This window comes from Flavobacterium algoritolerans, from assembly GCF_030010385.1.
In the GTDB taxonomy this organism is placed as follows: Bacteria; Bacteroidota; Bacteroidia; order Flavobacteriales; family Flavobacteriaceae; genus Flavobacterium; species Flavobacterium algoritolerans.
This window is the reverse complement of sequence record NZ_JASCRZ010000001.1, coordinates 982890-1009313: the sequence shown is the minus strand read 5'-3', so window position 1 is coordinate 1009313 and position 26424 is coordinate 982890. Positions and strand designations below refer to the sequence as shown.

Here is a 26424-nt window from a genome sequence, read left to right as displayed (position 1 = left end):
AGTTACCTTTGAAGGTTAGAAAATAATTAGAAAATGAAAGAGACTAAAAATATATCACGCTCCAGAGCGCAAGAATCATCGGCAGCAATTGAAAAAATGTACATCACCATGCGTCATCTTTTCAATAGAGGATTTTACAAGCCAATGGGAGTTTCCGGAGATACATTGAGAGAAGCATTATTGGCATTAAGCCCAGAAATATATGGAAATATTGCAGATGAAAAAGTAGAATTGAATGGACTTTTGTATGTTATAGAGCGTCTTCCGGTAGGAATTGAAGAGTGTAGATTTATCAATTTAACTTCGGAAGAAGGGTATTCAAAATCTCATTTTCAAGCGATTGTTCCACCAAAAAGACGACGCAATTGTTACCGTATTGACGAAGAACAAATGAACGTGGAAATCACCCGCGGACGCTCTGATATTTATGATATTTTGACGCATTTGACGTTTATTTTCATCGAATCCCACAAAATTAGAAATAGAGTTTTACTGGATGATGCCGGCGAAGTTTCCCGCGATTGGTTCAAACTGGAACAAGCCGTTTCTCAAAAGAAAAAGCTGACACAGGTAGAAAAAGAAAAAGCCATTTCACATGCTGCGAATATTCTGGGAAGGACATTTGAGGAAGTGTTGGATATTTATGATGCATTTGGTTCAACCGCGGCGCCAGATCGATTTTTGCACGTTATTTTTTGGTTGGGAAAACTGGCGATTGAAGAAATAGTTGACGATAATAAGAGAACCATAACGTTTAGCCCTATTTTGAGGGAACGATTGGGACACCATATTCACGGTGAAATTTGGGCTACTAACATTAAGGAGGTTTTGAAAGAAAACCAACTTTTGGACCGACCAATTCACGTGATTAGTGCGAACATGCACAGTGTAATGAACTCTATTTTTGCCACTGAGGTTTTAAAAACGAGGTTTAAAGACAAATCTGATTTCTTTATTTATGAAGAATTAAGCAAATCGGGTGCGAACGAAGTTCGTAATCAGGTTTCAGCAGTAGCTTTGAAACACGGGATGATTTCGTTACTGGATACTTCCGGAACAAATATAGATGTACAAATTTTTGATACAGCCAAAATTGATTGGTCCAAAACATCGTTTCCAAAAGCAAATACCGGAGATAAAAAACCGGTGCTTATTGTTATGGATTATGCTTTTGGGGAGCAAGCTTACGAGACCATTGATGAGTTATTGAAGCCGTATAAAAAAGCGACTTTGCTTAATGTAGAATCAGTTTCTATCATGGGAAAAGCGGGAATTCTGGAAGGCGGAAAAGGAGACATTATGATTCCGAATGCACACATCAATGAAGGAACAGCGGACAATTATTTTTTCGAAAATGAATTGACTGCTGATATGTTTGAAGGAAATGATATTGCTGTTTTTGCCGGACCAATGGTCACCGTTTTGGGGACTTCATTACAAAACAGAGATTTATTGAAATTTTTCCATGAATCAACTTGGGGAGTTATAGGATTGGAAATGGAAGGTTCTTATTACCAAAAAGCGATTCAATCTGCTTCAAAAATCAGAAAGAGTGTTCCACATGATGTGAAGGTAAGATATGCGTATTATGCCTCTGATAATCCTTTGGAAACAGGAAGCACATTGGCTTCAGGCGGATTGGGAACAACAGGAGTAAAGCCAACATATTTGATTACAATAAAGATATTGGAACAAATTTTCAACGTAAAATAAAAATATAGGATGAACAAAAACCAACCCAATAACCAAGAAGATCAGGAGATTGATTTGACACAAATTTCTAAAAAAATAGGAAGATTATTTGAATCGATTAACACCTTTTTGTTTAGATGTATTCAGTTTTTTGTAAAAAATGCTATTGTAATTTTGATTTTGTTGGTAATTGGAGTTGGATTAGGGTTTTATTTAGATGTGACAAAAAAAATCTATAATCATCAAATTACAGTGGCTCCAAATTTTGGAAGCACGGATTATTTATATTCAAAAATTGACTTGATTGAATCAAAAATTCAAGAAGGAGATACGATTTTTATAAAAGAAGTTCTAGGTCTAAAAAAGCCTAAAGAAATACTAAAAATTGAAATCAAACCAATAACAGATGTTTATAAATTCATTGAAAACAAGACTGAGAACTTTGAATTAATCAAGTTGATGGCTGAAGATGGTGATATAAAAAAAGTCCTTGAAGAAAATTTGACTAGTAAGAATTATAAATTTCACACGATTTATTTCCAAACGAAACATAATACAACTGAAAAATCTACAATTGAACCGATATTACATTTTTTAAATGAATCGGAGTATTATTCAAAAGTACAGAAAGAAATGGTTAATAATGTTCAGTTAAAGATGATTCAAAATGACACTATTATAGCACAGATAAATGGAGTTTTAAGTGGTTTTTCGAATACAGCAAAAGGGGCAAAAAGTAATAATCTTGTTTATTATAATGAAAATACCCAATTGAATGATATCATTAAAACAAAGGAGTCTTTGATTAATGAGCAAGGATTTCTTAGAGTTGATTTGGTAGGATTAAATAGCATTGTAAAGGAAAATAGTTCAATATTGAATATTGAAAATACCACTTCTATAAATGGAAAATTAAAATTTATTTTGCCAATTTTATTTGTTTGTATTTTCATTTTGATTCGTTTTTTTATCGCTTTTTATAAAAAGCAGTCTGTAAAAGCAAACTTGATAAATTAGAGTTTAGGGTAGTGTTTAATACATTTAAAAGCGCAAAACAGGATCAATACATAGGATATCAATGAATATAAGTAGAACAAGATTAAACATGATATCTAACTTTTTTTACATTGGCGTAATGAAGTTTTTGAATATTGGTTCTAAGTATATTCTGGTGGGTTACTTGATTAGGGTTTTGGGAGAAAATGGATATGGAACATTAACATGGATAGATTCAATTGTTCAATATTTTATAATGTTAATCAATTTTGGGTTTGATTTGTATGCGGCTAAATATGTAGTTGAAAACAAGAACAATCCTAAAAAGCTGAACGAAGCAATTTCTGCCATATACTATATCAAAGGAATACTACTTCTTATTTCCTTTGTTTTATTGATTCCACTGACTTTTAATACAGAAATCAACACCGTTATTAATTTAATTTTTTTGATGTTGGTCATGGGAATCGGTGAAGTGTTGACTCCCATTTGGTTTTTTCAAGGTATTGAGAAAATGAAAACTATTACCATTATCACCTTTTTCTCTAAACTAATCTTAGTTTTACTAACCTTTTTCTTTATAAAAAATAGTACTGATATTCATTTGTATATTTTGTTTTTGGTGTTTACAAATATCATTTGGGGCTTTTTTGGGTTTTTAATGATGAAAAAAGAAGCAAGTTTTAAATTTGTTGCGGTTACTTTTGATTTAATAAAAAACTATTTAAAAGAAGGATATCTCTTTTTTATAGGCAAATTTTCTACTTTTTTGTTTAATCTGGGGACCGTATTTTTGATAGGTTATTTATTTACAAAAGGTCAAGTTGCAGGTTTTGATATAGCTATTAAAATTGTCTTTGTTTTTATTATTCCTTTTGAGGTTTTGCAGCAGGCACTTTTCCCTGTTATAGTTAGGGGAGTAAGGAAAAGTGTACTTCGAAACATTACAGTTGCAACTTTTATTATCAGTACGGCTACCTCTATTTTATTATATGTTTTTTCTGAAAATGTAATTGTGATTTTTGGCGGAACCGAAATGTATAAATACGGTTATGTCCTTGATTTGGTTTTGGTTTTAATTCCTATTGTTAGTTTAACAATAGTCGTTGGAAATTGTATTCTTGTAGCAAAGGGATATTATAAGCAATATAATTGGTCTTTGATAGTGTCAGCAATGGTATTTGTTTCCTTACTGATTGTATTAAAAACTACTGATCAATTGAATTTTTTAAATGTTATTCTAATTCGGGTTTTGGCAGATTTTATCCAATTATTAATTAGATTCTACTATAATTTTAAATTTAAAATAATTTAAATAGTACTATGAAAGTGATTAAAAAAGTTAATTTTGAAAAAAAGTATAAAATGAGAATAAATAACTTAGTTGCTTTAGTGCTTTTTTCTTTGTTTTTGGCTTCTTGTTCCAAGAACTCAAAGGAAGAAATAGTATTAGAAGCAAAAAATGGTAACATAGAAGATGCTTTAATTTGTAAATTTTTACCGTATCAAAATTTTTCTGAAGAAGAAAACATCCATTTATATTCCTCAAAACAAGGAGATTCAATAAATGTTAATAGGGTGGTTTTAAATTTCAAGGAAATTCCGGCCAATATAAAAATTGATAGCGCTTTTTTACAATTAAAATTTAATGCAAAATCGGTAATTGGAAAAGAGAGTTATGGTGAAAATGGCTTCGTTATTCAACGTATAATTTCTCCTTGGGACGAAACCGAAGTGAATTGGGCAAACGCACCTGTTACAACAGATGATAACCAGATTTTCACTGATAAAACTAAGCTTAACAAAGATCCAAACAGAATTAATGTCACAAGATTAGTTCAAGATATTTCTGATGATAAAGACAATAGTTATGGGTTTTTATTAAAGTTGATAAATGAAAACAGTAGTTCTTTAGTTCTCTTAGCGTCAAGTAATAATAGTGATGTTAGTTTAAGACCTAAATTAAAAATATACTATTCAGATAAACAATAAAACCATTTTATTTTTATTTGATGAAACTATATTTTAGAAAAATATCTTTGCCAGTCCTATTTGAATTTATATTATTTATAAGTTTAGTGGAGACTGGTTTTTTTTATTTTTTTAAATTACTAGGTCTTCAGCAATTCCAAATGATACCTTACCTTAGGTTAATGTCATTATTATTCACCTTTTTATTCTTCTTTAAAAACAAATTTTACCTCAAGAATTTTTTTAAAATCAGTTTAAAAGCAAACTCAGAAAATCTTTTAGTTCTGGTATGGGTCAGCTTTACTATCCTAGGTTTTTTCGTGGGTATAGTACACCGAAATTCTATTTTATATCTTTTTACAGATATGATCTATATCCTTTTTGGCTATTTTTTGTATCGGATTTTTTATAGTAATCAAAAATTACTGGATGAAATTACAGTTGAATTAACTCTACGGCAAGAAAACTATTTTGTTATCCCTATTTTATTTCTTTCAGTATTAGCATTTGTTTTAAACATCGACTTGCCTTCTTTTACGGTAGTTTTCACCTTAGTGTATGCATTATATCATTACAATAAAAAAAACTATGGCCTGATGTTTTTGTATTCACTTCCTTTCTTTTTTCAAATACTTAAATCAAACAGAGCGTTATTGCTAGTTTTTATTTTAGTATTGTTTTTTGCCTTTGTACAAAAAAGATTTTCAAAAAAAAACATCAATGTTTTTCTGCTAATTATTGTAGTTTTTCTATTACTCTGTTTTTTCTTTTTAGATGATGTATTAAAAGTCATAATTAATTATTTTCCGGAGAATTCTACTTTAAAAGACCGATTGGTTCAAGTGTATTTATTGTTAAAAGGCAATGTAGATTGGAATTCTCCCGCATTATTATCTCTTAGCCAACGAATTGATGAAGCTAAAGCGGTAATAGCATATTGGTGCTTAAATCCCTTTAATTTTTTATTTGGAGGAGGAATGGGAGCTACGATTGAAGGTTTTTCTTTTAAAGACATTGGCGTTGCTGACTCTGCATTATTAGGAAAGACAGCTATACATAATATTCATTTATTACCATTTGCCTTGATTTTTAGATATGGAGTTATTGGAATTGGTTTATTCTTGATTCTGATATATAATTTATTTAAGTATTTATTTACGATCATTTTATCAGAGCAATCCTTGTTTAAAACATTGATTGTATTTCAATTTTGTTGGATGTTATATTCCTTTCCTGCTGCCTCTTATTTATGGACCTGCCCATTATTTTGGATAACATTAGCTTATGTCTCAAATGAAAAAAGAATTAACTTTTCTTAATTATATTTTATATTCTATAGCTTTTTTTATACTGTTGCCTAATAGTATAAAGGAATTGCCATTTATTTTATTGGGACTATTTTCTATTGTTATTTTTATAAGAGAAAGAAAGATCGACACTAAAACGTTTACAATATTTGGACTATTTTTTGTTGTAAATCTTTTCAGTTTGCTATATACCAAAGATTTATCTTATGGATTAAAACGAATAGAAGGATTCCTTCCTTTGCTTTATCTTACTTTTTCGTATTGTGTATTCTCAAAAATGGAATTAAGATTTGAAAGAAAGTTTGTAGAGAATTGGATACTAATTTTTAACGGCTCTAATTTTGTTTTTTTAATTGTCGTTAGCTTGTATTTTTATTATCAAAATATTCCAATAACGTACAATACAATCCGGACAGTTTTCAATGAAATCCCTTTGATTAATATGCATCCTATTTACCTTTCGATTACTTCAGTACTGGGTTTAATGTCTTGTATTTATATTTTCGGGGATAACTTAAAAAAATGCTCTTTTTTGATAGTGGTAAATGTTGTTTTACTTTTTCTAACTGGGGCAAGGGCTACTTTTATCGGTTTTTTTATAATTTTGTTTTTGGTGTTATTCTTTGGAAGATTATCTCTGAAAATAAAATTTTTATTGGGAGTTATTTCTTGTTTTTTGATTTATTTCCTTTTTGCTTTTAATAGTGATTTTAAGAAAAGGTTCCGAGAAATGATTATTCCGGTTTCCTATTCAAAGGTAAATCCAAATAATTCCACAAGTGTTCGAATTGCGGTTTGGGATTGCGGAATTCAAAAAATTAAAAGCTCTAATACTTTAATTGGAAACGGAATTGGAGATGTTCCTTCTGTTTTGCAGGAATGTTATGACGCACAATATCCTGAATTGGGAAAATATTATAATACACACAATCAGTATTTCAGTATTCTTTTAGGAACAGGTTTGATTGGCTTATTGAGTTTTTTGCTTTTTTTTATTTATCTTTTCATCCATGCTTTAAAAAATAAAAATAATTTTCTATTGGTACTTGTTTTATTTTATCTGTATATATTTAATTTTGAAAATATTATAGAAAGAAAATACGGAATTTTATTATTGCTTTTTTTCCTATTTTTCGTTTTTAATATTTTCACTAAACTAGCAAATAAACCTGTTAAAATTGTTTAACTTTTGATGCAAAATAAAATTTTAATTATAGGTCCGTTTCCGCCACCAATATCTGGAGTGAGTATTGCGAATCAGGTTATTTCTAAAGGACTACGTAAAAAAAATTGGAAAGTTGACACTATTAATTCAGAATATTCTGAAACTATTACTCATAAACACGGTACAATCAGTCTTAAAAAATTGTACTTTATAAGAACATATTTACTTGTTGGTAAAGTTTTATTTTCAAAAATCACTTACATTACCATAGGCCAATCTTATTTTGGAGTTTTAAAATATCTTCCTTTCATAATATTGGCTAAGCTTGCCAGAAAAAAATTAGTGGTTCACTTACACGGAAATCATCTGCTCAAGGAGTATAATACATTAGAAGGATTAAAAAGAATCATTTTCCACAAGTTAATTTCAATGTTTGATTATGGAATTGTTTTGTCAAAATCATTGCGTAATAATTTTGAACCTTTTTTAAAAAAAGAATCTATTTTTGAGTTGCATAATTTTTTTGAAGAATCATTAATTCTTCCTCCTGAAGAGTTAATTCAACAAAAAGAGTACTCAGAGTTAAGAGTTCTATTTTTGAGTAATTTAATAGAAGAAAAAGGGATTAATATTTTATTAGAAGCAGTAAAAAAATTAAAAGACAAAGGAATAAATTTTCAGTTAAAAGTTGCCGGAAACAAGATTAAAGAAAATAATCTATCTAATTATTTTAATACTTTAGACAGTGTAGATTATGTGGGAGTAGTTCACGGCAAGGAAAAACAGAAATTACTGCTGTGGAGCAATGTTTTTTGTTTGCCAACCTTTTACAAAATGGAAGGCCAACCCATAAGTATATTAGAGGCAATGGCGATGGGAAATTTAATACTTACAACTAATCATGCTGGAATAACAGATATTTGTAAAGAACAAAATGCTGTCTTTTGTGAAAAAGAAAGCGTAGAAGATTTAGCAAAAAAATTAGAAGAATTAGTCAATGACCAAAATCAGATTCGACAAAAAGGACTGCTGAATATGCAATATGCCAATGCATATTTTACCGAAGAGATGTTTATTGAAAACGCAAATAAAATTTTATTGCAATGTATCAACTAAAAGAGTTTAAACTTCCCGAGGGATTCAGAGGAAGAAATGCATTTACAGTACAACTCTGGTGGTTGGTTTACTTTTTTTTATTTAAACCGTCTCCTCAGTTTATGTATGGCTGGAGACGATTTTTATTAAGGCTTTTTGGTTCGAAAATTGGAAAAAAGGTAATTTTGAGACCATCATGTCAAATAACGTATCCTTGGAAGCTGGAAATTGGAGACTATTCCTGGATTGGAGATGAAGTTGTTTTGTATACTCTTGGTGAAATAAAAATAGGAAGCAATACTGTAATTTCACAACGAAGTTATTTATGTACAGGTTCTCACGATTATACAAAAACTGATTTTCCAATTTTTGCAAAACCAATTCTTATTCACGATTCCTGCTGGTTAGCGGCAGATGTTTTTGTGTCTCCTGGAGTTGAAATAGTTGATGAGGTTGTTGTAGGAGCCAGGTCATCTGTTTTTAAGAGTATTGTAGAAAAAGGAGTTTATATAGGAAATCCTGTAAAAAAGGAATAAATACGGATAAATTGATCAAATGAATATAACAATAATCAGTAACCATTATTACCCTGAAGATAGTGGAATTGGGCTATATTCTACAGGAATGGCTGAGTTTTTAGCTCAAAAACACACGGTTAAAGTGATTGGGGCAACACCCTACTATCCACAATGGAAAATATACCAAGAATACGATAAAAAAGGACTTTTTAGCACCGAAGTTATCAATGGTGTGGAAATCTTTCGTTTCAAACAATTTACTCCTCAAATCCCTACATTCAAAGGGAGGATATTTCAAATGATTCATTTTTTTATGGGTTCATTTTTTAATGTTTTAAAAATAAAAAAAAATGATATTGTCATAGTTGTGATGCCTTTTACAATATCGGTAATTTTAGGCTGGTTTATAAAAATATTTCGAGGAGGCAAACTTTGGATACATGTTCAGGATTTTGAATTTGATGCTGCTTTCGAAACTGGAATTTCGAATAAAAAGGGAATCTTGTCCAGAGTTATTTTTAGAATGGAGCGATTTATATTTAATCGAGCAGATTTCACGAGTACTATTAGCAATGGAATGTTAAATAAATTAGAAACCAAATCAAACGCCAAAAAATACTTTTTCCCTAATTGGATTGACCATTCGAAGATAAATCCGGATTTGGCAAAACCAAGTTCACTATTCAATGCTTCAAAATTTAATATTTTGTATTCCGGAAACATTGGCGCTAAGCAGGATTGGGAATTTTTTATTGATTTTGTAAGTGCTTGTCAAGAAATGAAGCACGTTCAGATTCACTTGATTGGCGAGGGAGCAAAACGGAAAGAGGTCGTTGAGAGTTTAAAACAATTTCAAAATTGTAAATACTATCCACCCGTTCGTTATGAAGAGTTAAATGATGTGCTGTGCAATACTGATTTGCATCTACTTTTTCAAAAACACACAGTTATTGACTCTGTAATGCCATCAAAAATATTAGGAATGATGGCAAGTGCAAAGCCCTCTATTGTTACCGGGAATGAATATTCGGAGGTGAAATATAATCTCGAAATTTCCGAAGGAGGATTTTATTTTTATCAAAATAATAAACTTCAAGAAATAATGGGAATTCTAAAAAATTTAATGGAGAACCCAGAACTGTCTAATATTGTGGGCAATAAAGCACGGAAATTTGTAATTGAAAAATATTCTATTGAAAGTGTTTTGAGTCAATTTCAAAAGGATATTGAAAATGGTTCAGTATCGAATTTTTAGAATTAATACTGATTGTTGTAAATTCAAACATGATCGAAAAATGTTGTTTTTTTGATGAAAATATTCACGGTTTATTCTACCTTGCATTCGTAAAATTGACTCATGAAAAGAATACTTATCACCGGAGCAGCTGGATTTTTAGGATCACATCTTTGCGACCGTTTTATTAAAGAAGGCTATTTTGTTATTGGGATGGACAATCTCATTACGGGAGATTTAAAAAATATAGAACATTTGTTCAAATTGGAGAATTTTGAATTTTATCATCATGATATTACAAAATTTGTTCACGTTCCAGGTCAACTAGATTATATTCTTCATTTTGCGTCGCCTGCAAGTCCAATAGATTATTTAAAAATCCCGATACAAACCTTAAAAGTAGGCTCTCTTGGGACACACAATCTTTTAGGCTTGGCAAGAGTAAAAAATGCCAGAATTCTTATAGCATCTACATCTGAAGTATATGGAGATCCATTGGTTCATCCACAAACAGAAGAATATTATGGAAATGTAAACACGATTGGACCAAGGGGTGTTTATGACGAAGCCAAGCGTTTTCAGGAATCCATAACTATGGCGTATCATACGTTTCATGGTGTAGAAACTCGAATTGTTAGAATTTTCAATACCTATGGACCAAGAATGCGTCTTAATGATGGCCGCGTAATTCCCGCCTTTATAGGTCAAGCAATTCGTGGGGAGGACTTAACTATTTTTGGGGACGGAATGCAAACCCGTTCGTTTTGTTATGTGGACGATCAAGTCGAAGGTATTTTCAGATTATTGCATTCTGATTATGTCTATCCGGTAAACATTGGAAATCCAGATGAAATCACCATCAAGGATTTTGCCGAAGAAATTATAAAATTGACAGGAACTAATCAAAAAGTAGTATATCATCCATTACCGGTAAATGATCCTTTACAGCGTCAGCCAGATATCACAAAAGCAAAAGAATTGTTGGGATGGGAAGCTAAAATAGGTCGTGCCGAAGGAATGAAAATCACCTATAACTATTTTAAATCCTTATCTAAAGAGGAACTTTCTAAAGAAGAGCATAAAGATTTTTCCAGTTATATAAAGTAAATGAATTTATTAAATGTTTGTAATGTATAGTTTTAATATACTTTGAATGTAACAGAAAATAAAAAAATAGTAACATATTTACTGTACTAAATTTTGTAAAGCTATTTCAAGGAGTTTAAAAAACAAACAAACAGTAAATCCAATAAAGTGAATTTTATCCATTTTTCTGTTCGTTTGTATTTTATAATTTTCACCAGCTAAGCAAATGTAAAAACAGATGATATGTTGGCAAGTGAAAGTAAAATTATCAGAAATGATAGGTATTACCTGCAACTATTTCAATTCAATAGTAACAGGAGTTTTTTTAAAACCGATAAAAAACCAAATAGGTTATATTCGTTAATTATGAGTGCATCTCAAACAGGAAGATATTCGAAGTATATTAGACCCATTAGTATTTCAATAGATCTAATCGTTATCTTGATTCTAGGTTTTTTCTTTTTCAAAGACCTGAATTTTAAGATCGAGCATTTTCTTATTTATCAGATAGTTGGATGGAGTATAATTGCTTTTTTTATAAGATTCTACGGAATATATCGCTTCACAACTCCGCTTGAAATAATATCAAAATTAGTAAAACAGGGCGTTTTGTTTCTTTTAATAACCATTGCTTTTTTTCCGTTTTCAAAACAAGTTGTTTTTAACGGAGTGGTGATTGCCATGTTTATCTCCTCTATAATGTTACTAATTACTATTTCAAAATTTTTATTATTTTACTATTTAAAAGAATATAGGATAATAACCGGAAGTAATTATAGAAACGCTGTCATAATTGGATATACTCCTGAGGCGATAGAATTAAAAAATCTTTTTGAAGCCAGAAAAGATTATGGCTATCGTTTTTTAGGCTATTTTTCAGATAAAAAATCAAATCAAAATATTAAAGGGAAATTAGCAGATTTGAAACCCTTTGTAATTGAAAATTGTGTAGATGAAATTTATTGCTCCTTAAACGAAATTTCTAATGAGCATTTGAAAGATTTGATTGATTTTGCTGATGAAAACAATAAAACGATAAAATTTATACCGGATACAAAAGAGATTTTTTCAAAAAATTTGAAAATTGATTACTACGAGTTTTTCCCCGTACTCTCTTTAAAAAAAACCATGCTCCATGAGCCCGCTACAATGGTATTTAAAAGGGTTTTTGACATTATTTTCTCCAGTATAATTGTTGTTATTCTCTTATCCTGGCTCATTCCATTATTGGCAATTTTAATAAAGTTAGAATCTAGAGGACCAGTTTTTTTCAAACAAGGAAGACCTGGAATTGATGAAAATGAATTTTTCTGTTATAAATTTCGCTCGATGAAAATCAATAAAACAACAGAAAAAGAAGCCTCAAAAAATGATCCTCGTGTTACCAAAATAGGAAAATTTATGAGAAAAACAAGTTTAGACGAAATGCCTCAATTTCTAAATGTTTTACTGGGTGACATGTCAGTTGTGGGTCCGCGGCCACATCTTTGGGCTCAAAATAAAGCCTATGGGAATAAAGTTAAAAAGTATATGGTACGCCATTATGTTAAACCTGGGATTACAGGATTAGCGCAGGTGAGCGGTTTTCGTGGTGAAATTGAGACAGAAGCCGATATGATTAACAGAATAAAATTTGATGTTTTTTATATTGAAAATTGGTCTTTAATTTTAGATTTAAAAATAATTTTCCAAACAGTTATCAATATTTTTAAAGGAGAAGAAAAAGCATATTAGTATGGAAAAATCCCTTGTATCCATAATAACGCCATCCTTTAATTGTGAAAAATTTATTGCAAAAACAATCTTGTCCGTACAGAATCAAACCTACAAAAACTGGGAAATGATTATCGTAGACGATTGCTCTTCCGATGAAACGGTTTCAATAATAAAAGAAATTTCCAGTCAAGATAATAGAATTCAACTTTTTCTACTCGATGTAAACTCGGGAACCGGAATTGCCAGAAATACTGCTTTGGAGAAAGCAACTGGGAAATATATAGCCTTTTTAGACGCAGATGATTTGTGGAAGCCGCTTAAGTTAGAACTACAAATTGATTTTCTCAAAAAACATAATTTACCGTTTACTTTTTCCTTTTACGAATGCATTAATGAAGCGGGAGAATCACTCAATAGAAGAATAGAATCACCGAGGAATCTTTCTTATCGTCAGTTGTTTTTTTGCAATTATGTTGGAAATTTAACGGGAATCTACGAGGTAAACTACTTTGGGAAAATCCCTATTTCTCCTATTCGAAAACGCCAGGATTGGGTGCATTGGCTTACTATTCTCAAAAAAATAAAAACCGCACAACCTGTTCCGGAAAGTTTAGCTTTTTATAGAATCAGAGAAAACTCAATTTCTGCTTCTAAATATGAGTTGCTAAAACACAATTTTGCCGTTTACAGAACGTTTCACCGCTTTAATTTAGTTGTTTCGATACTTTGTATGACAGGATTTTTATTCACGCAATTAATCATAAAACCACGCTACGTTAAATCATTGATTTAAACTGCTTCAATTTGCCTCTGTTGCTTCTTTCTAAAGATTTTTTTCGGGCAAAGCTAAAGATTAAATGAGGTTCTAAATACAAAGCTATTGCCTCTTCAATTTTTTTAATTTGTGCCAAATTTAATTCGGTTTCACTCACATATTCAATTTCAAAAGTATCTATTTTGGTTTGTTTTATCACAAATTCTTTTACGTTTCCGTCATCTTCAATGATGCTTTTTGTAACATAATAAAAGGTAAGTCCGGGTGATTTTTTCCCGCTGGGTAAAATAGCAACATCATTGGTACGGCCTATTAATTTTTTGAGAATCGGTTTTTGTAAGGTGCTTTTTTCGTCCAAAATTCCAATATCACCAATGTCATATCTAATAAAAGGATGTGCTTTATTGAACAAGGAAGTAATCACAATTCGACCTGCTGTGCCGTTTGGAACAGGCTGGTTATTGTCATCTAAAATCTCCACAAACAAGGTTTCTGAATTGACTTGCCATTCGTCTTGAGGGTTTTGAAAAGCAATCAAATCCAGTTCCGAAGCACCATATTCATTGACAACAGGAATGCCAAATTGTTTTTCTAAAAGGAGTTTGTCTTCTTCAAAAAGCATTTCTGAAGTGACCATGCATACTTTCAAAGAGGGACAAATTGTTGTTAATACGATATTTTTCTTTTGTAAAAATTTAGCAAACAAAACAATCGAACTTGTATAACCATTGATGTAATCAAATTTTTTGGTTCGAAAATGATTCAAAAAACCTTCTAAAACGTCATCCGATAAATCAAAAATGGAGAACCGAAATCGATGACTCAATAAATCTTTAAAACGTTCTTTTTTATTGCCTATGAAATCCATTGGAATTCCATAAAAACGCGCTTGATAGGAAGTATTAAAATCAATTCCATACCAACCAAATCGATATATGTTTGAAGCCCAAGTCAACGCATGACAGTATTTATCTTTGGCAAAAATAAAAGGAGTTCCGCTCGATCCGGACGTTTTGTTTACGTAGCTATTTTTAGGAAAATAACCTTTCGAAAGCCTATCCAATAATGGTTTTTGTAAGTTTTGTTTATTTAAAACAGGTAAATCTTCCCAGTTTGTAAAAGTTGTCATTCCCGTTAAATCTTTGTAAAAAGGATTATTTTGCAAATGAAAATGGACAATTTCCAATTTTTTATTTTCGACGAAAACGGCGTGTTCTTTTTCAGAAAAGGCCACAATTTTCCGCAATTCGGCTTTAGCTTCCTTCATTTGGAAGCCATTTATCTGCAACGATAAGTCGAATAGTCGAAACATTTTAAAGGTATATTTCACCAAAAATAATATTTACCAACAACTAATGACGGAGAACCAACAACTTTTTGAAAATTAATTATTTTTTAAGTTCAAAAGCAATTATTTTTGCACGACAACTAAACACAACTACACATGACAATTTTACTACTGGGTTCGGGCGGAAGAGAGCATGCTTTTGCATGGAAAATGATTCAAAGTCCGCTTTGTGACACACTTTTTGTAGCGCCAGGAAACGCTGGAACGGCTTCAATAGCTACTAACGTTGCTATTAGCCCAACTGATTTTGAAGCTATAAAAACGTTTGTTATTCAGGAAAAAGTAGCAATGGTTGTGGTAGGACCAGAAGATCCTTTGGTAAAAGGGATTTATGATTTCTTTCTAAACGATGCTGCATTAAGTCATATTCCGGTTATCGGTCCTTCAAAAATTGGTGCGCAATTGGAAGGAAGTAAAGAATTTGCCAAAGAATTTCTAATCAAACATAAAATACCAACTGCCGCTTACGATAGTTTTACTGCAGAAACGGTAGAAAAAGGCTGTAAATTTCTGGAAACATTGCAACCGCCGTATGTTTTGAAAGCGGATGGATTAGCAGCTGGAAAAGGGGTTTTGATTATTCAAGATTTGGCGGAAGCCAAAGAAGAATTAAGAAACATGTTAGTACACCAAAAATTTGGTGACGCGAGTTCTAAAGTGGTGATTGAAGAATTCCTTGACGGAATAGAATTAAGCTGTTTTGTCCTTACCGATGGAAAAAATTATAAAATCCTGCCAACGGCCAAAGATTATAAACGTATTGGCGAAGGGGACACGGGGTTAAATACAGGCGGAATGGGAGCAGTTTCTCCAGTTCCTTACGTTGACGCAGTTTTGATGGAAAAAATCGAAACACGCATCGTAAAACCAACTATTGATGGTTTCCAGAAAGACGGAATTCCGTACAAAGGATTTGTTTTCATCGGATTGATTAATGTGAAAAACGAGCCAATCGTAATTGAATACAATGTGAGAATGGGAGATCCTGAAACCGAAGTGGTTATCCCGAGATTAAAAACGGATTTAGTGGAGTTATTTTTGGCTGTAGCCAATGAAAAACTAGACGAAATCAATCTGGAAGTTGACGAAAGAAGTGCGACTACAATTATGGTTGTTTCTGGCGGATATCCTGAAGATTTTGAAAAAGGAAAAGTAATTTCAGGATTAGAAACCATTGAAGATTCGATTGTTTTTCACGCAGGAACTAAACTGGATAACGGAAACGTAGTCTCAAACGGAGGAAGGGTTTTAACCGTAACTTCGTATGGAAATAATTTCGAAGAGGCCATAAAAAAATCTTACCAAAACATAGATAAACTAAATTTTGATAAGATGTATTTTAGAAAAGATATTGGAAACGACTTAAAATAGTTTCCAATTATCGTTCACTTTTTTTTAATTCTTATTTTAAGAAAGAGTGAGCGGTAGTATCTTGCTTCTCTGTTCCGGCGTCTTCAAAAATTTTCAATTGTTTGATCCAATATACCATTGCCGAAGCACAAATAATCATGAAAATCCAATTGATTGTATTAGCAGCAAACCAAGATGATAGCTCTAATGAGCGTAAAAAGTCTAGAGGAGCAAATAAAATATTTACAAATAAGTATTGTATTCCTTCGAAAAATGCTTTCATAATGTATAAAATTAATTTTATTAATTGTTTTTGAGGAACTCTGGGAATTAAAAGTTCTTATTTAGAAGAATCTTTTTGAACTTGCAGGGTTTACTTTTTAAACAAGTATTATATTTACGAACACAAAAGTATAAAATATCCTTATGATAACAAGTGTTTTTAGAAAATCTACACCATTAAATTTTTCATTGGTCGTAATTTTAATGCTGGTTTTCTTTTCTATATACCAATTTCAAGATTTATCCTGGATGAATTCCTTTGTATTAGTTTCAAAAAAGGGAATGTTGTTTTGTGTTTTATTGGCATCTGTTTTTATCACGAATTTTGTTGTAAAGAAAAACGGATTGAGTAAAGACAGCAGCTACACAGTTTTTTTTTACTTTTTGTTTCTACTTTTTTTTCCTTCAGTATTAGATAATTTAAACCTGATATTGTCTAATTTTTTCATTCTTTTGGCGCTTCGCCGATTGATTTCATTGCAATCCCTGAAAGCTTCCAAAGAAAAAATATTTGATGCCTCTTTATGGGTTTTTTTAGCGGCACTATTTCATTTTTGGAGTATAATTTTCATAGTGTTGGTTTTTATATCCATAATTTTCCATGTTTCCAGAGATTATAGAAACTGGATATTGCCTTTTATCGCTTTTTTTATTGTTGGAATTCTGTTCATGATTTATGCAACAGTTTTCGATTTGGATGTTCTTGAATACATCATTAAAAGTGTACAAATCAATTTTAAAATCGACTATTTCACAAATAATTATCAAAACGGGGCTTTGTCAATTTATGCCACAGTAGCTTTGTTTTTCTTGGTTTCTATGTTTGCCACATTATCAAATAGGCCACAATTATTACATACTTCCTTCAAAAAAATCATCGCCTCTTTCTTCATCGGAGTTGTGATTTTTCTGATTTCGGCTAATAAAAGTAATGATTTGTTGCTGTTTACATTTGCGCCTTTGGCCATGATGGCAACCAGCCATATTGAAATTCCTCAAGAAAAATTAAATCAGGAATTAGTGATGTATGTGCTGACTGCCTGCAGTTTTTTTGCTTTTTTCTCCCAATTATAATTTTTCACCGTACGCTAAATCTCCAGCATCTCCCAATCCTGGTACAATATAACTGTGCTCGTTGAGTTTTTCGTCCAATGAAGCAACCCAAAGATGACAGTTTTCCGGCAAATGTTCTTCAAGATAAGCAATGCCTTCCGGCGCGGCAATCACAACAGCAATGTGAATTTCTTTTGGCGTCCCTCTTTCCATTAATTTATTGAAAACGGCAACAATAGATTGACCTGTTGCAAGCATGGGATCTACTAATACTAGGTTTTTTTCATTTATAGCAGCAATAGCTTGGTATTGCACTAAAATATCAAAATAATCGTCATTGTTTGGATGGTGTCTAAAGGCGGAAATGAAACCATTTTCGGCATTATCAAAATAATTCAGAAACCCTAAATGTAAGGGTAAACCAGCGCGTAAAATGGAACATAAAACCAATTGATCCTTAATCTCAGTTGTTGTTTTTATACCTAATGGGGTTTGGATTTCGACACTTTTGTAGTGTAATTTTTTACTTAATTCATACGCCATTATTTCGCCAATTCGTTCAATATTTCTTCGGAAACGCATGCTGTCATTGTGAACATTTACATTTCGTATTTGTCCTAAAAAATGATTTAGGATGCTATTGTCTTCTGATAAATAATGGATTTGCATGTTTTTATTTTTGCTATTAAACTTATAAATATTTTTATAATCTATAAAAGTATAAAAAAGTATCTTTGTCCTTTAAAATATAAAGATATGTTTTCAAAATTAGCTTATTCAGTATTCGAACAAAGTATTAAAGATTATCATCAGTTTGATAATGTAGATCAACCGATTAATAACCCTTTTCCAAAAGATAAATTTGAGCATTTGTTGTATCACAAAAACTGGATTGATACCGTTCAATGGCATTTTGAGGATATTATTCGTGATCCAAACATTGATCCTGTTGCTGCTTTGACTTTGAAAAGAAGAATCGATGCTTCTAATCAAGAACGCACTGATATGGTGGAATATATAGACAGTTATTTTCTTCAAAAATACAGTCATGTAAAAGTAAAAGAAAATGCAAAAATCAACTCAGAAAGTCCGGCTTGGGCTTTTGACAGATTGTCTATTTTGGCATTGAAAATTTATCACATGCAAGAAGAAGCTACTCGTGCCGAAGCTTCACAAGATCATAGAGATAAATGTCAAGCGAAGTTGAATATTTTATTGGAACAAAGAACAGATTTGTCTTTGGCTATCGATGATTTATTGACAGACATTGAAAATGGAGATAAATTCATGAAAGTGTACAAGCAAATGAAAATGTACAACGATGATGATTTGAATCCTATTTTGTATCAAAACAAGAAGTAATTTCTGACAACCTCAAAATTGTCAAATAAAATAAAGCATATAGCCGTCATGAGACTTTCCGCAATGGGAGATGTCGCCATGACGGTTCCTGTTTTACGAACTTTTGTAAACCAGCATCCGGAAATTAAAATCACGATGATTTCCAGACCTTTTTTCAAACCTTTTTTTGAAGGGATTCCTAATATTACTTTTTTTGCTTTCGATGAAAAAGAACGACACAAAGGATTTCTTGGATTGTTGCGTTTGTTCCAAGATTTAAAAGGTTTAAATATTGATGCTTTTGCCGATTTACACAACGTGTTGCGCTCTAAAATCATTCGAAACCTTTTTGCTTTAAGCGGAAAAAAAACAGCTTCGGTTGATAAGGGAAGAGCAGAAAAAAAAGCATTGACGCAACCCGAAAATAAAGTTTTTAAGCAACTGCCAACAATGTTTGAAAGACACGTAAAAGTTTTTGAACAACTCGGTTTTACGGTTGATTTATCGCAGGCTGTTTTTCCTAAAAAAGCAGTTTTGAGTCCGGAAATTCTAGCGGTAATTGGAGAAAAAAATAAAAAACTGATAGGAATAGCTCCTTTTGCACAATACGATTCTAAAGTATATCCGCTGGATTTGATGCAGGAAGTCATCAATCAATTATCGAAAAATTTAGACTATAAAATTTTACTTTTTGGCGGGGGAAAAAAGGAAATCGAAATCCTGGATTCGTTTTCTGCTAATAAAGAAAACGTCATCAATATGGCGGGCAAAATTAAATTCCAACAGGAATTGCAACTCATCAGTAATCTTGATGTAATGCTTTCCATGGATTCTGGAAATGCCCATATAGCAGCCATGCTTGGCGTTAAAGTCATTTCACTTTGGGGCGCGACGCATCCGTATGCGGGATTTTCTCCCTTTAATCAACCTTTAGAAAATGCGTTGGTTTCGGATAGGAATCAGTTTCAAAAACTACCCACTTCAGTTTATGGAAATAAAAAAGTAGAAGGATATGAAGATGTCATGCGAACGATTACTGTTGACTCTATTATAAAGGTTTTAAATTAGTGTCAACAAGTGAGTTTAATCAAATTCATAGTTAGGTTTATTGTTTTTTAGCTATTTATTTGAAGGAATAATTTTATAAATTATTTAACAAATAGGTTTTAAATTATTAGTATTAAAAATACTACTTTGGCTTGCTGTGAGTTAGACCTTACAAATCAAGTTTCAATTAGGAAAAAGAGGCGCTTTTTTAATCAAGTTGCTTTTAGAAATCCTGAAATGCTAATACAATAAAAATAGAAACTATTTATGCTAAAAATTACTGTAACAACTGCAATTTTGTTCTTATTCTCTTTATCGGCGTTTTCTCAAAAAGCAAACCTTTCGGGTGTTTTAAAGGAAGGCAGCGAAAAAACCCCCATTTACAATTCGGTTGTTGCTTTATTAACCCCCAAAGACTCTATTTTATATAAGTTTACCCGATCGGATAAAGAGGGAAACTTTAATCTCAAAAATGTAAAAGCAGGAAATTATATATTGATGACAGCTCATAGCCAATATGCTGATTATGTAGATGCCATAACTGTTGAAGAAGGCGAAAAAAAAATGGGGACAATTGCATTGATAAGCAAAATTAATGCGCTTAGAGAAGTAATTATAAAGACGGGTTCTATTAAAATTAAAGGAGATACGACCAGTTATAGGGCAAGTGATTTTAAAGTAGATGCCAATGCCAATGTAGAAGAATTACTAAAAAAACTGCCAGGAATACAAGTAGACAAAAATGGGACCATAAAAGCCATGGGCGAAACGGTAGAAAAAGTATTGGTAGATGGCGAAGAATTTTTTGGTGACGACCCTGGCATGGCGGTAAAAAACTTACGAGCAGATGCGGTAAAAGAAGTACAAGTTTTTAATAAGAAAAGTGATCAAGCCGAGTTTACAGGAATTGATGATGGTGACACAAAAAAAACAATTAACCTAAAATTAAAGGAGGATAAAAAGAAAGGCTATTTTGGTAAAGTAGATGCTGCAAACGGACCATTAGCAAATATGGATTCCAGATACAATAGCAATCTTATGTTTAGCTCTTTTAAAGGCAAAAGAAAACTATCCGCTTTTTTATTAAATGGGAATACGGGTCAGGATGGACTTGATTGGCAAGACAGCGAAAAATTTGGAGCACGGGATGATATAAGCATGAACATGGACGACGATGGAAATGTAAGTTATGAATGGACGGGAGGCAATACTGATGAAGAACCGTATGTTGACACTCAAAATGGTTTTATCAAAAACACTAACGCAGGATTGCAATACAGCAACAAGTGGAATGATAAGCAAACATTGAATCTATCGCCAAAATATAATAAGCAAATTTACACCAACAATAATAGCAGGATTACCCAAACACAAGTGGGAGATACCCAGTTAAACAATACGACATCCACGGTAAGCAATGTAAACAGAAGTAATTTTAAATTGAATGCTACTTACGACGTAAAATTAGATTCTGTTAACTCGATAAAATTTACAGCCAAAACCAATTTTTATGATACGGAAAGCGATGAATTTACAAACGGAAGTACCACAGGAGGTGACGGATTGTTAAAAAACAAACAGGAAAAAACATTCATTACAAAATCGGATAAGGAATCATTGTTTGCCAGTGTTTTGTTCAAACATAAATTTACCAAAGCCCGTCGTACATTTTCCGCAAACGGTAGTTGGAACACGTTGAATACGGATGCAAATAATTTTTTAAAGTCTTCCAACGAAAGTTATGAAGGAGGTGTTTTTTCCTCCAGAGATGATGTGGACCAAAACAAAATAGGAGAAAAAACAAATCAAAATCTTGCTGTAAACGTTAATTATACAGAGCCTATTGGTAAGAAATTTGCATTGCAATTTGCCTATCAAATTACTCATAACACTGGCGAAAGCAATTATTTAACCTATGATTATTCAGATGTTACAGGCAAGTATGATGTGATTGTAGATTCTCTATCAAACCAGTTCAAACAGACAATAACAACGAACAAGCCCAATATAAAATTGAGTTATAATGCCAAAAAAATAAATTATAGCTTAGGAAGTGGCTTTGGTTTTACTTCGTTTGATTTGCAAGATCAAACCTTAAACAAAGAATACAAGCGCAGCTATACCAACTTTTTCCCAACTGCAAATTTCTCCTACAAGTACAAAAGCAACAGTAATTTACGTTTCAATTATCAAGGCGCTACCAAACAGCCTACTATAGATCAATTACAGCCTTTGAGAAACAATCAAGATTTTTTTAATCAAACTTTAGGGAATCCGGATTTAAAGCAATCCTTTACCAATAGTATAAGCATATCACACAATAGTTATAGTATTTTGACAGAATCGCATTTTTACCAAAATATTTTTTTTAGAACGACTTCCAATTTAATTTCTTACAATAAAGATATAGATCCGGAAAGTGCTAAAACGATTACCACGCCTATAAACACAAACGGTAATTTTTCTGGTAATTTTTATTTTGGATATGGATTTAAGGTAAAAAAAATAGATTTACAGGTTAATCTTAATCCATCTGTTAGCTATAACAAATCCGTACTTAGTATTAATAGCAAAATCAATAATTCCAGTACTTTAAATTCAGGATTTTCAATTTATTTAAATAAATCAAAAGATAAGAAATACGAATTTAGTTTAAGTAATAGATTTTCAAATAACAGAAACAGTACTTCTCAAAATGATGAAGTAAAATCATTTAACACTAATAATTTGGACCTGAATATAGGGGTTTATTTTAGAGAAAAATGGAAATTGTCCACAGACTACAATTTAAATTCTCGTCAAAAAACGACCGATTTCCAAACCAATCTTACCAATCAATTGTGGAATGCAAGGTTGCAACGCACCTTCAAAAATGATGAGTTTACGGCTTATATTTTAGTACGGGATATTCTCAATCAAAATGTAGGCATCAATAGATATGTTTATGAAAATATAATAGGTGAGGAACGAAACGACAGGCTAAAAAGATATGCTATGATAGGCTTTACCTGGAATTTTAAAAACAAAGGAGAAAAGGAGAAACAGTAAAGAAATAAATTAGCAACTGTCCTAAACGAAGTTCAAGGAATTGCAATAATGAGCATTCAAAAAATCTAATTATCTATATATGAAATGAGCATGACTGTAATTGGGTCGAGAACACCAATGATGATATGCGAATTACATATGACTGATAAAAAACAATAAATATCAACATATGAAATCAATACTTTTTTTTATAGCAGCACTACTTTTTACAATTACATCAAAAGCACAGCAATTTATAGATGAAGCTGTAATTGAATATGAAGTAAATACGAATCTCAAAAAAACGATGAGCAATGATAGCTGGGATGAGATGATGAAAGAGAACCTGTCCGACCTAAAAATATCCTATTTCACCTATACTTTTGCGGATAACAAAAGCATCTACAAATTTGACAGATGGAGTCCAAAAACAAGAATACCAAAACACGAAAAAGATGCAGATGAAGAAAATATCTGGTATTCTGATTTTACGGCAAGAAAAATGAATATGCAAAAGCAAATAGTAGGAACTAATTTTGTAATAGATGACAGCATACCAAATATACAATGGAAAATCACCAATGAGCATAGAGAAATAGCAGGTTATAATTGCCGAAAAGCCGTTGGAAAAATAATGGATGACGTATATGTGTTTGCTTTTTACACGGACGACATCACCATTTCTGGCGGTCCATGTTCAATAAATGGTTTACCGGGTATGATTTTGGGGCTTTCAATACCAAGATTATACACTTCGTTTATAGCGACCAAAATAGATTTAAAAATCAGTAACCCATCTGACATAAAACCAATCACAGCCAAAAAAACCTATGATTTAATAGGACTAAAATCGATGATAGAAGAAAAAACAAAGGATTGGTTTAAATATGGCGAGGATAAAGAAGAAAACAAAAGACAAAAAAATATTTTCTTGTGGAATGCTTTTCTATAATGGGTTAATAAGTTGATTTTAAATTTGGTACTACAACTCATCAGTAATCATGATGTGATGAGAAGGATTGCTGTTGAAGCGATTGTTAAAAAAATTTAAAGTGTTTTGAACCATTAAGGAATTTAGAAAAATTAAGTCTTAAATTATATATCACAAGATGTTTTTACAACATTTAGTTAAAAAAAAGAGTTTGCAATGTGCAAACTCTTTTTTTTAATTGAACACCGCTATCAAAAATGAAACAGTTTTCTAAACGTCATCATAATCTACATAAATAGTTTCTGATGTTGGATGCGCTTGACAGGTAAGAATCAAACCATCGGCTATTTCTTTATCGGTAAGAATAGAGTTTTTAGTCATTTCGGCAGTTCCGGAGGTAACGCGAGCCAGACAGCTGCTACAGATTCCGCCTTGGCAAGAATAAGGAGCATCAATGCCCTGTTTTAAAGCAGCATCAAGAACAGTTTGTTTTTGTGACATTTCGAAAGTCGTTTCCTCGTCATCTACCATTATAGTGATTTTAGAATGTCCTTCTAATGATTTTTCTATTTTGTTTTCTTTGGTAGAAGAAGAAAACAATTCAAATTTTATAGCCGATTCTTTAATATTATGCTCTTTCAAAACACCAGAAACAGTATTGATCATTTCTTCCGGTCCACATAAATAGAACTTATCAAACTCTAATTCCTTGTGTTTGTTATTCAAGACAAAATTCACAGTCGATTTTTCAATTCGCCCAAATAAAGCATTTTCTGCTTTGGCTTGACTGAAAACATAATGTACAAAAAGGCGACCCACATATTGCAATTGCAAATCGTGTAATTCTTGATGAAAGATGGTTTCTTCGGGAGATTTGTTACCGTAAACCAATACAAAAGAACTTTTAGGTTCATTTTTTAATATTGATTTCAAGATGGAAAGTACTGGTGTAATTCCGCTTCCGGCTACAAAAGCGACGTAGTTTTTTTGTCGGCCAACTTGTGGTTCGAAAGTAAATTTTCCTTCCGGTTTTCCTACTTCAAGAACATCTCCAGCTTTGAGTTTTGTGTTAGCAAATTGAGAGAAAGCACCGTTTTTCACTGCTTTCACTGCAATACGCAATTCTCCGCTGTCAGGCGCCGAGCAAATAGAATACGCGCGACGAATTTCCTCGCCGTCTAAGGTTAATCTTAAATTGATATATTGACCTGCAACAAAAGTATAATTTGCTTTTAATTCCTCAGGTACGTTAAAAAGTATGGAAACAGCGTCTTTGGTTTCGCGTTTTACTTCTTTTATTATTAGTTTTAAAAAAGATGGCATGTGATTTTTTTTTTACAAAGATAGGAAACACATTAGGTTTCTAAAAATCAAAAGTATTGAAAATTTGTATACCTAAAATTGCTATGTATAAGATTCTTATGTATATTTGATTTTTAAAGTAAGAAATACCACAAAACTTGCACCGATTGAATCATGAAAAACTCACAACTATACAAAGGAAGCCTGAATACGATTATCATGAAATTGCTGGAAGAAAACGGCAAGATGTACGGGTATGAAATCACGCAGAAAGTAAAGGCGATTACCCAAGGCGAACTCAACATTACCGAAGGCGCTTTATATCCGGCTTTGCATAAACTGGAAGCCGAAGGTTTGCTGGATGTCGAGATTGAAAAAGTGGATAATAGGATGCGTAAATATTACAAACTCACGGAAAGCGGGCAGAAAGAAACCGTAAACCGACTCACAGAACTAGAAGATTTTATTCGAAACATGCAGAGTTTAGTGAGCCCAAGTCCAAAATTAGAATTTTAATTTTTTGAAGATGAAATTAACCATAGAACAAATAGCTCAAATTGAAGAAACCTTAATTTTAAACGGTCTTGTTTATCAAGATGTCAAATTAGAATTATTAGACCACATTGCTTCAGAAATTGAGGAGAAAATGAGTAATGAAGAAATTTCATTTGAACTTGTTTACAAATCAGTTTTTGAAAAATGGAAAAGTTCATTAGTAATTTCTTCAAGTAGTGCTTGGTTAGGAGTGTTTTTTCAAGCACCAAGAGTTGTAGTGGATAAACTGATTTCGTATTCTAAAAGACAGACTGTCATTATATTATTGTCAGCTCTTGTTTTTGGTTTTGTTTTAGCTCTTATTGTTTCAAATATTCAGTTGGAACAGACGTTTAATATTCTTAGTTTAGGAATGAGAGGAGCATGTTTACTATTGGTTTTAGCCACATCTATAAGTATGTTTTTAATATGGAATTCCAAAATAAAAACAACTTACGGGCGGTTGTTTCTTTACAGAGGTTGGTTACTATTTTTATTTATTTTTCAGTTTAACATGATTAGTAATCCATTAAAAAATTTTGATATCAATAATTCCTTTTGGCATAATTGTATCAATTGCTTTTTATTAGGTTTTCCCTTTACTTATTCTATTTTTTCAATTAACGATGGCTTTTGAACACCATAAAATAGTAA

At 31.7% G+C, this 26424-nt stretch carries 24 protein-coding genes; 20 read left to right on the top strand and 4 right to left on the bottom strand.

The genetic code is table 11. The annotated features are described in order from the left end of the window. Nucleotides 1–33: 33 nt before the first annotated feature. The 12 genes from QLS65_RS04400 to QLS65_RS04345 all read left to right on the top strand — a co-directional run bounded on the left by QLS65_RS04400 (nt 34) and on the right by QLS65_RS04345 (nt 13573). Nucleotides 34–1713 carry a DUF6909 family protein gene (locus tag QLS65_RS04400; protein ID WP_282715459.1) on the top strand — a complete coding sequence of 560 codons (1680 nt, stop codon included), beginning with the start codon at nt 34–36 and terminating at the stop codon, nt 1711–1713. A gap of 9 nt (nt 1714–1722) precedes the next feature. Then, a complete protein-coding gene (locus QLS65_RS04395) occupies nt 1723–2709 on the top strand; it encodes a hypothetical protein (protein ID WP_282715454.1) in 987 nt (328 codons plus the stop codon). A gap of 88 nt (nt 2710–2797) precedes the next feature. Further along, nucleotides 2798–4003, top strand: coding sequence for an oligosaccharide flippase family protein (locus QLS65_RS04390; protein ID WP_282711228.1), 1206 nt, complete (start codon nt 2798–2800; stop codon nt 4001–4003). Nucleotides 4004–4053: 50 nt separating this feature from the next. Further along, nucleotides 4054–4680: a DNRLRE domain-containing protein gene (locus tag QLS65_RS04385; protein WP_282715452.1), complete on the top strand. Its 627-nt coding sequence runs from the start codon at nt 4054–4056 to the stop codon at nt 4678–4680. A 20-nt stretch (nt 4681–4700) separates the two neighbouring features. Then, on the top strand, nt 4701–5978 hold the full coding sequence (locus tag QLS65_RS04380) for a hypothetical protein (protein WP_282715450.1): 1278 nt from the start codon (nt 4701–4703) through the stop codon (nt 5976–5978). Continuing rightward, a complete protein-coding gene (locus tag QLS65_RS16155) occupies nt 5944–7152 on the top strand; it encodes an O-antigen ligase family protein (RefSeq protein ID WP_345959173.1) in 1209 nt (402 codons plus the stop codon). The genes QLS65_RS04380 and QLS65_RS16155 overlap by 35 nt, the downstream gene beginning before the upstream one ends. A gap of 6 nt (nt 7153–7158) precedes the next feature. Then, a complete protein-coding gene (locus QLS65_RS04370; RefSeq protein WP_282715448.1) occupies nt 7159–8247 on the top strand; it encodes a glycosyltransferase family 4 protein in 1089 nt (362 codons plus the stop codon). Then, on the top strand, nt 8235–8762 hold the full coding sequence (locus QLS65_RS04365; RefSeq protein WP_282715446.1) for a WcaF family extracellular polysaccharide biosynthesis acetyltransferase: 528 nt from the start codon (nt 8235–8237) through the stop codon (nt 8760–8762). The genes QLS65_RS04370 and QLS65_RS04365 overlap by 13 nt, the downstream gene beginning before the upstream one ends. Before the next feature lie 19 nt (nt 8763–8781). After that, a complete protein-coding gene (locus tag QLS65_RS04360) occupies nt 8782–9999 on the top strand; it encodes a glycosyltransferase WbuB (protein WP_282715444.1) in 1218 nt (405 codons plus the stop codon). A 102-nt stretch (nt 10000–10101) separates the two neighbouring features. Continuing rightward, nucleotides 10102–11085 (top strand): UDP-glucuronic acid decarboxylase family protein, encoded by a 984-nt coding sequence (locus QLS65_RS04355; RefSeq protein WP_282715443.1) that lies wholly within the window; start codon nt 10102–10104, stop codon nt 11083–11085. Between the two features lie 345 nt (nt 11086–11430). After that, the gene (locus QLS65_RS04350; protein ID WP_282711214.1) at nt 11431–12798 is read left to right on the top strand and encodes an undecaprenyl-phosphate glucose phosphotransferase; all 1368 of its coding nucleotides are present in this window, start codon (nt 11431–11433) and stop codon (nt 12796–12798) included. A gap of 1 nt (nt 12799) precedes the next feature. Next, nucleotides 12800–13573, top strand: a complete 774-nt coding sequence (locus tag QLS65_RS04345) for a glycosyltransferase family 2 protein (protein ID WP_282715440.1) — start codon at nt 12800–12802, stop codon at nt 13571–13573. Here QLS65_RS04345 and QLS65_RS04340 read toward each other — a convergent pair. After that, nucleotides 13557–14867 carry a phenylacetate--CoA ligase family protein gene (locus QLS65_RS04340; protein WP_282715438.1) on the bottom strand — a complete coding sequence of 437 codons (1311 nt, stop codon included), beginning with the start codon at nt 14865–14867 and terminating at the stop codon, nt 13557–13559. The genes QLS65_RS04345 and QLS65_RS04340 overlap by 17 nt on opposite strands. A 132-nt stretch (nt 14868–14999) precedes the next feature. Between QLS65_RS04340 and purD the strand changes: the two genes are divergently transcribed. Further along, nucleotides 15000–16274, top strand: coding sequence for a phosphoribosylamine--glycine ligase (purD, locus tag QLS65_RS04335; protein WP_121343122.1), 1275 nt, complete (start codon nt 15000–15002; stop codon nt 16272–16274). A 31-nt stretch (nt 16275–16305) separates the two neighbouring features. Here purD and QLS65_RS04330 read toward each other — a convergent pair whose 3' ends face one another. After that, nucleotides 16306–16536, bottom strand: a complete 231-nt coding sequence (locus tag QLS65_RS04330) for a DUF6341 family protein (protein WP_099713975.1) — start codon at nt 16534–16536, stop codon at nt 16306–16308. 143 nt (nt 16537–16679) lie between these two features. Between QLS65_RS04330 and QLS65_RS04325 the strand changes: the two genes are divergently transcribed. Beyond that, nucleotides 16680–17609 carry a DUF6427 family protein gene (locus tag QLS65_RS04325; protein ID WP_282715434.1) on the top strand — a complete coding sequence of 310 codons (930 nt, stop codon included), beginning with the start codon at nt 16680–16682 and terminating at the stop codon, nt 17607–17609. Here QLS65_RS04325 and upp read toward each other — a convergent pair. Beyond that, nucleotides 17604–18257: a uracil phosphoribosyltransferase gene (gene upp / locus QLS65_RS04320; protein WP_282715432.1), complete on the bottom strand. Its 654-nt coding sequence runs from the start codon at nt 18255–18257 to the stop codon at nt 17604–17606. The genes QLS65_RS04325 and upp overlap by 6 nt on opposite strands. Nucleotides 18258–18344: 87 nt before the next feature. Here upp and QLS65_RS04315 point away from each other — a divergent pair, with 87 nt between their 5' ends. The 4 genes from QLS65_RS04315 to QLS65_RS04300 all read left to right on the top strand — a co-directional run bounded on the left by QLS65_RS04315 (nt 18345) and on the right by QLS65_RS04300 (nt 23955). Further along, nucleotides 18345–18950 carry a DUF4254 domain-containing protein gene (locus QLS65_RS04315; protein ID WP_282715430.1) on the top strand — a complete coding sequence of 202 codons (606 nt, stop codon included), beginning with the start codon at nt 18345–18347 and terminating at the stop codon, nt 18948–18950. Between the two features lie 48 nt (nt 18951–18998). Beyond that, nucleotides 18999–19997, top strand: a complete 999-nt coding sequence (locus tag QLS65_RS04310; protein WP_282715428.1) for a glycosyltransferase family 9 protein — start codon at nt 18999–19001, stop codon at nt 19995–19997. A 246-nt stretch (nt 19998–20243) separates the two neighbouring features. After that, nucleotides 20244–23024, top strand: a complete 2781-nt coding sequence (locus QLS65_RS04305) for an outer membrane beta-barrel family protein (protein WP_282715426.1) — start codon at nt 20244–20246, stop codon at nt 23022–23024. Between the two features lie 169 nt (nt 23025–23193). After that, complete coding sequence (locus QLS65_RS04300; RefSeq protein ID WP_282715424.1) at nt 23194–23955, top strand: GLPGLI family protein; 762 nt, start codon at nt 23194–23196, stop codon at nt 23953–23955. A gap of 249 nt (nt 23956–24204) precedes the next feature. Here the strand turns inward: QLS65_RS04300 and QLS65_RS04295 are convergent, their stop codons facing one another. Then, nucleotides 24205–25257 carry a ferredoxin--NADP reductase gene (locus tag QLS65_RS04295; RefSeq protein ID WP_099713982.1) on the bottom strand — a complete coding sequence of 351 codons (1053 nt, stop codon included), beginning with the start codon at nt 25255–25257 and terminating at the stop codon, nt 24205–24207. 153 nt (nt 25258–25410) lie between these two features. Between QLS65_RS04295 and QLS65_RS04290 the strand changes: the two genes are divergently transcribed. Together QLS65_RS04290 and QLS65_RS04285 are read left to right on the top strand one after the other, a co-directional pair. Then, nucleotides 25411–25752: a PadR family transcriptional regulator gene (locus QLS65_RS04290; RefSeq protein ID WP_282715422.1), complete on the top strand. Its 342-nt coding sequence runs from the start codon at nt 25411–25413 to the stop codon at nt 25750–25752. Nucleotides 25753–25762: 10 nt separating this feature from the next. After that, complete coding sequence (locus QLS65_RS04285) at nt 25763–26407, top strand: hypothetical protein (RefSeq protein ID WP_282715421.1); 645 nt, start codon at nt 25763–25765, stop codon at nt 26405–26407. Nucleotides 26408–26424 lie beyond the last annotated feature (17 nt).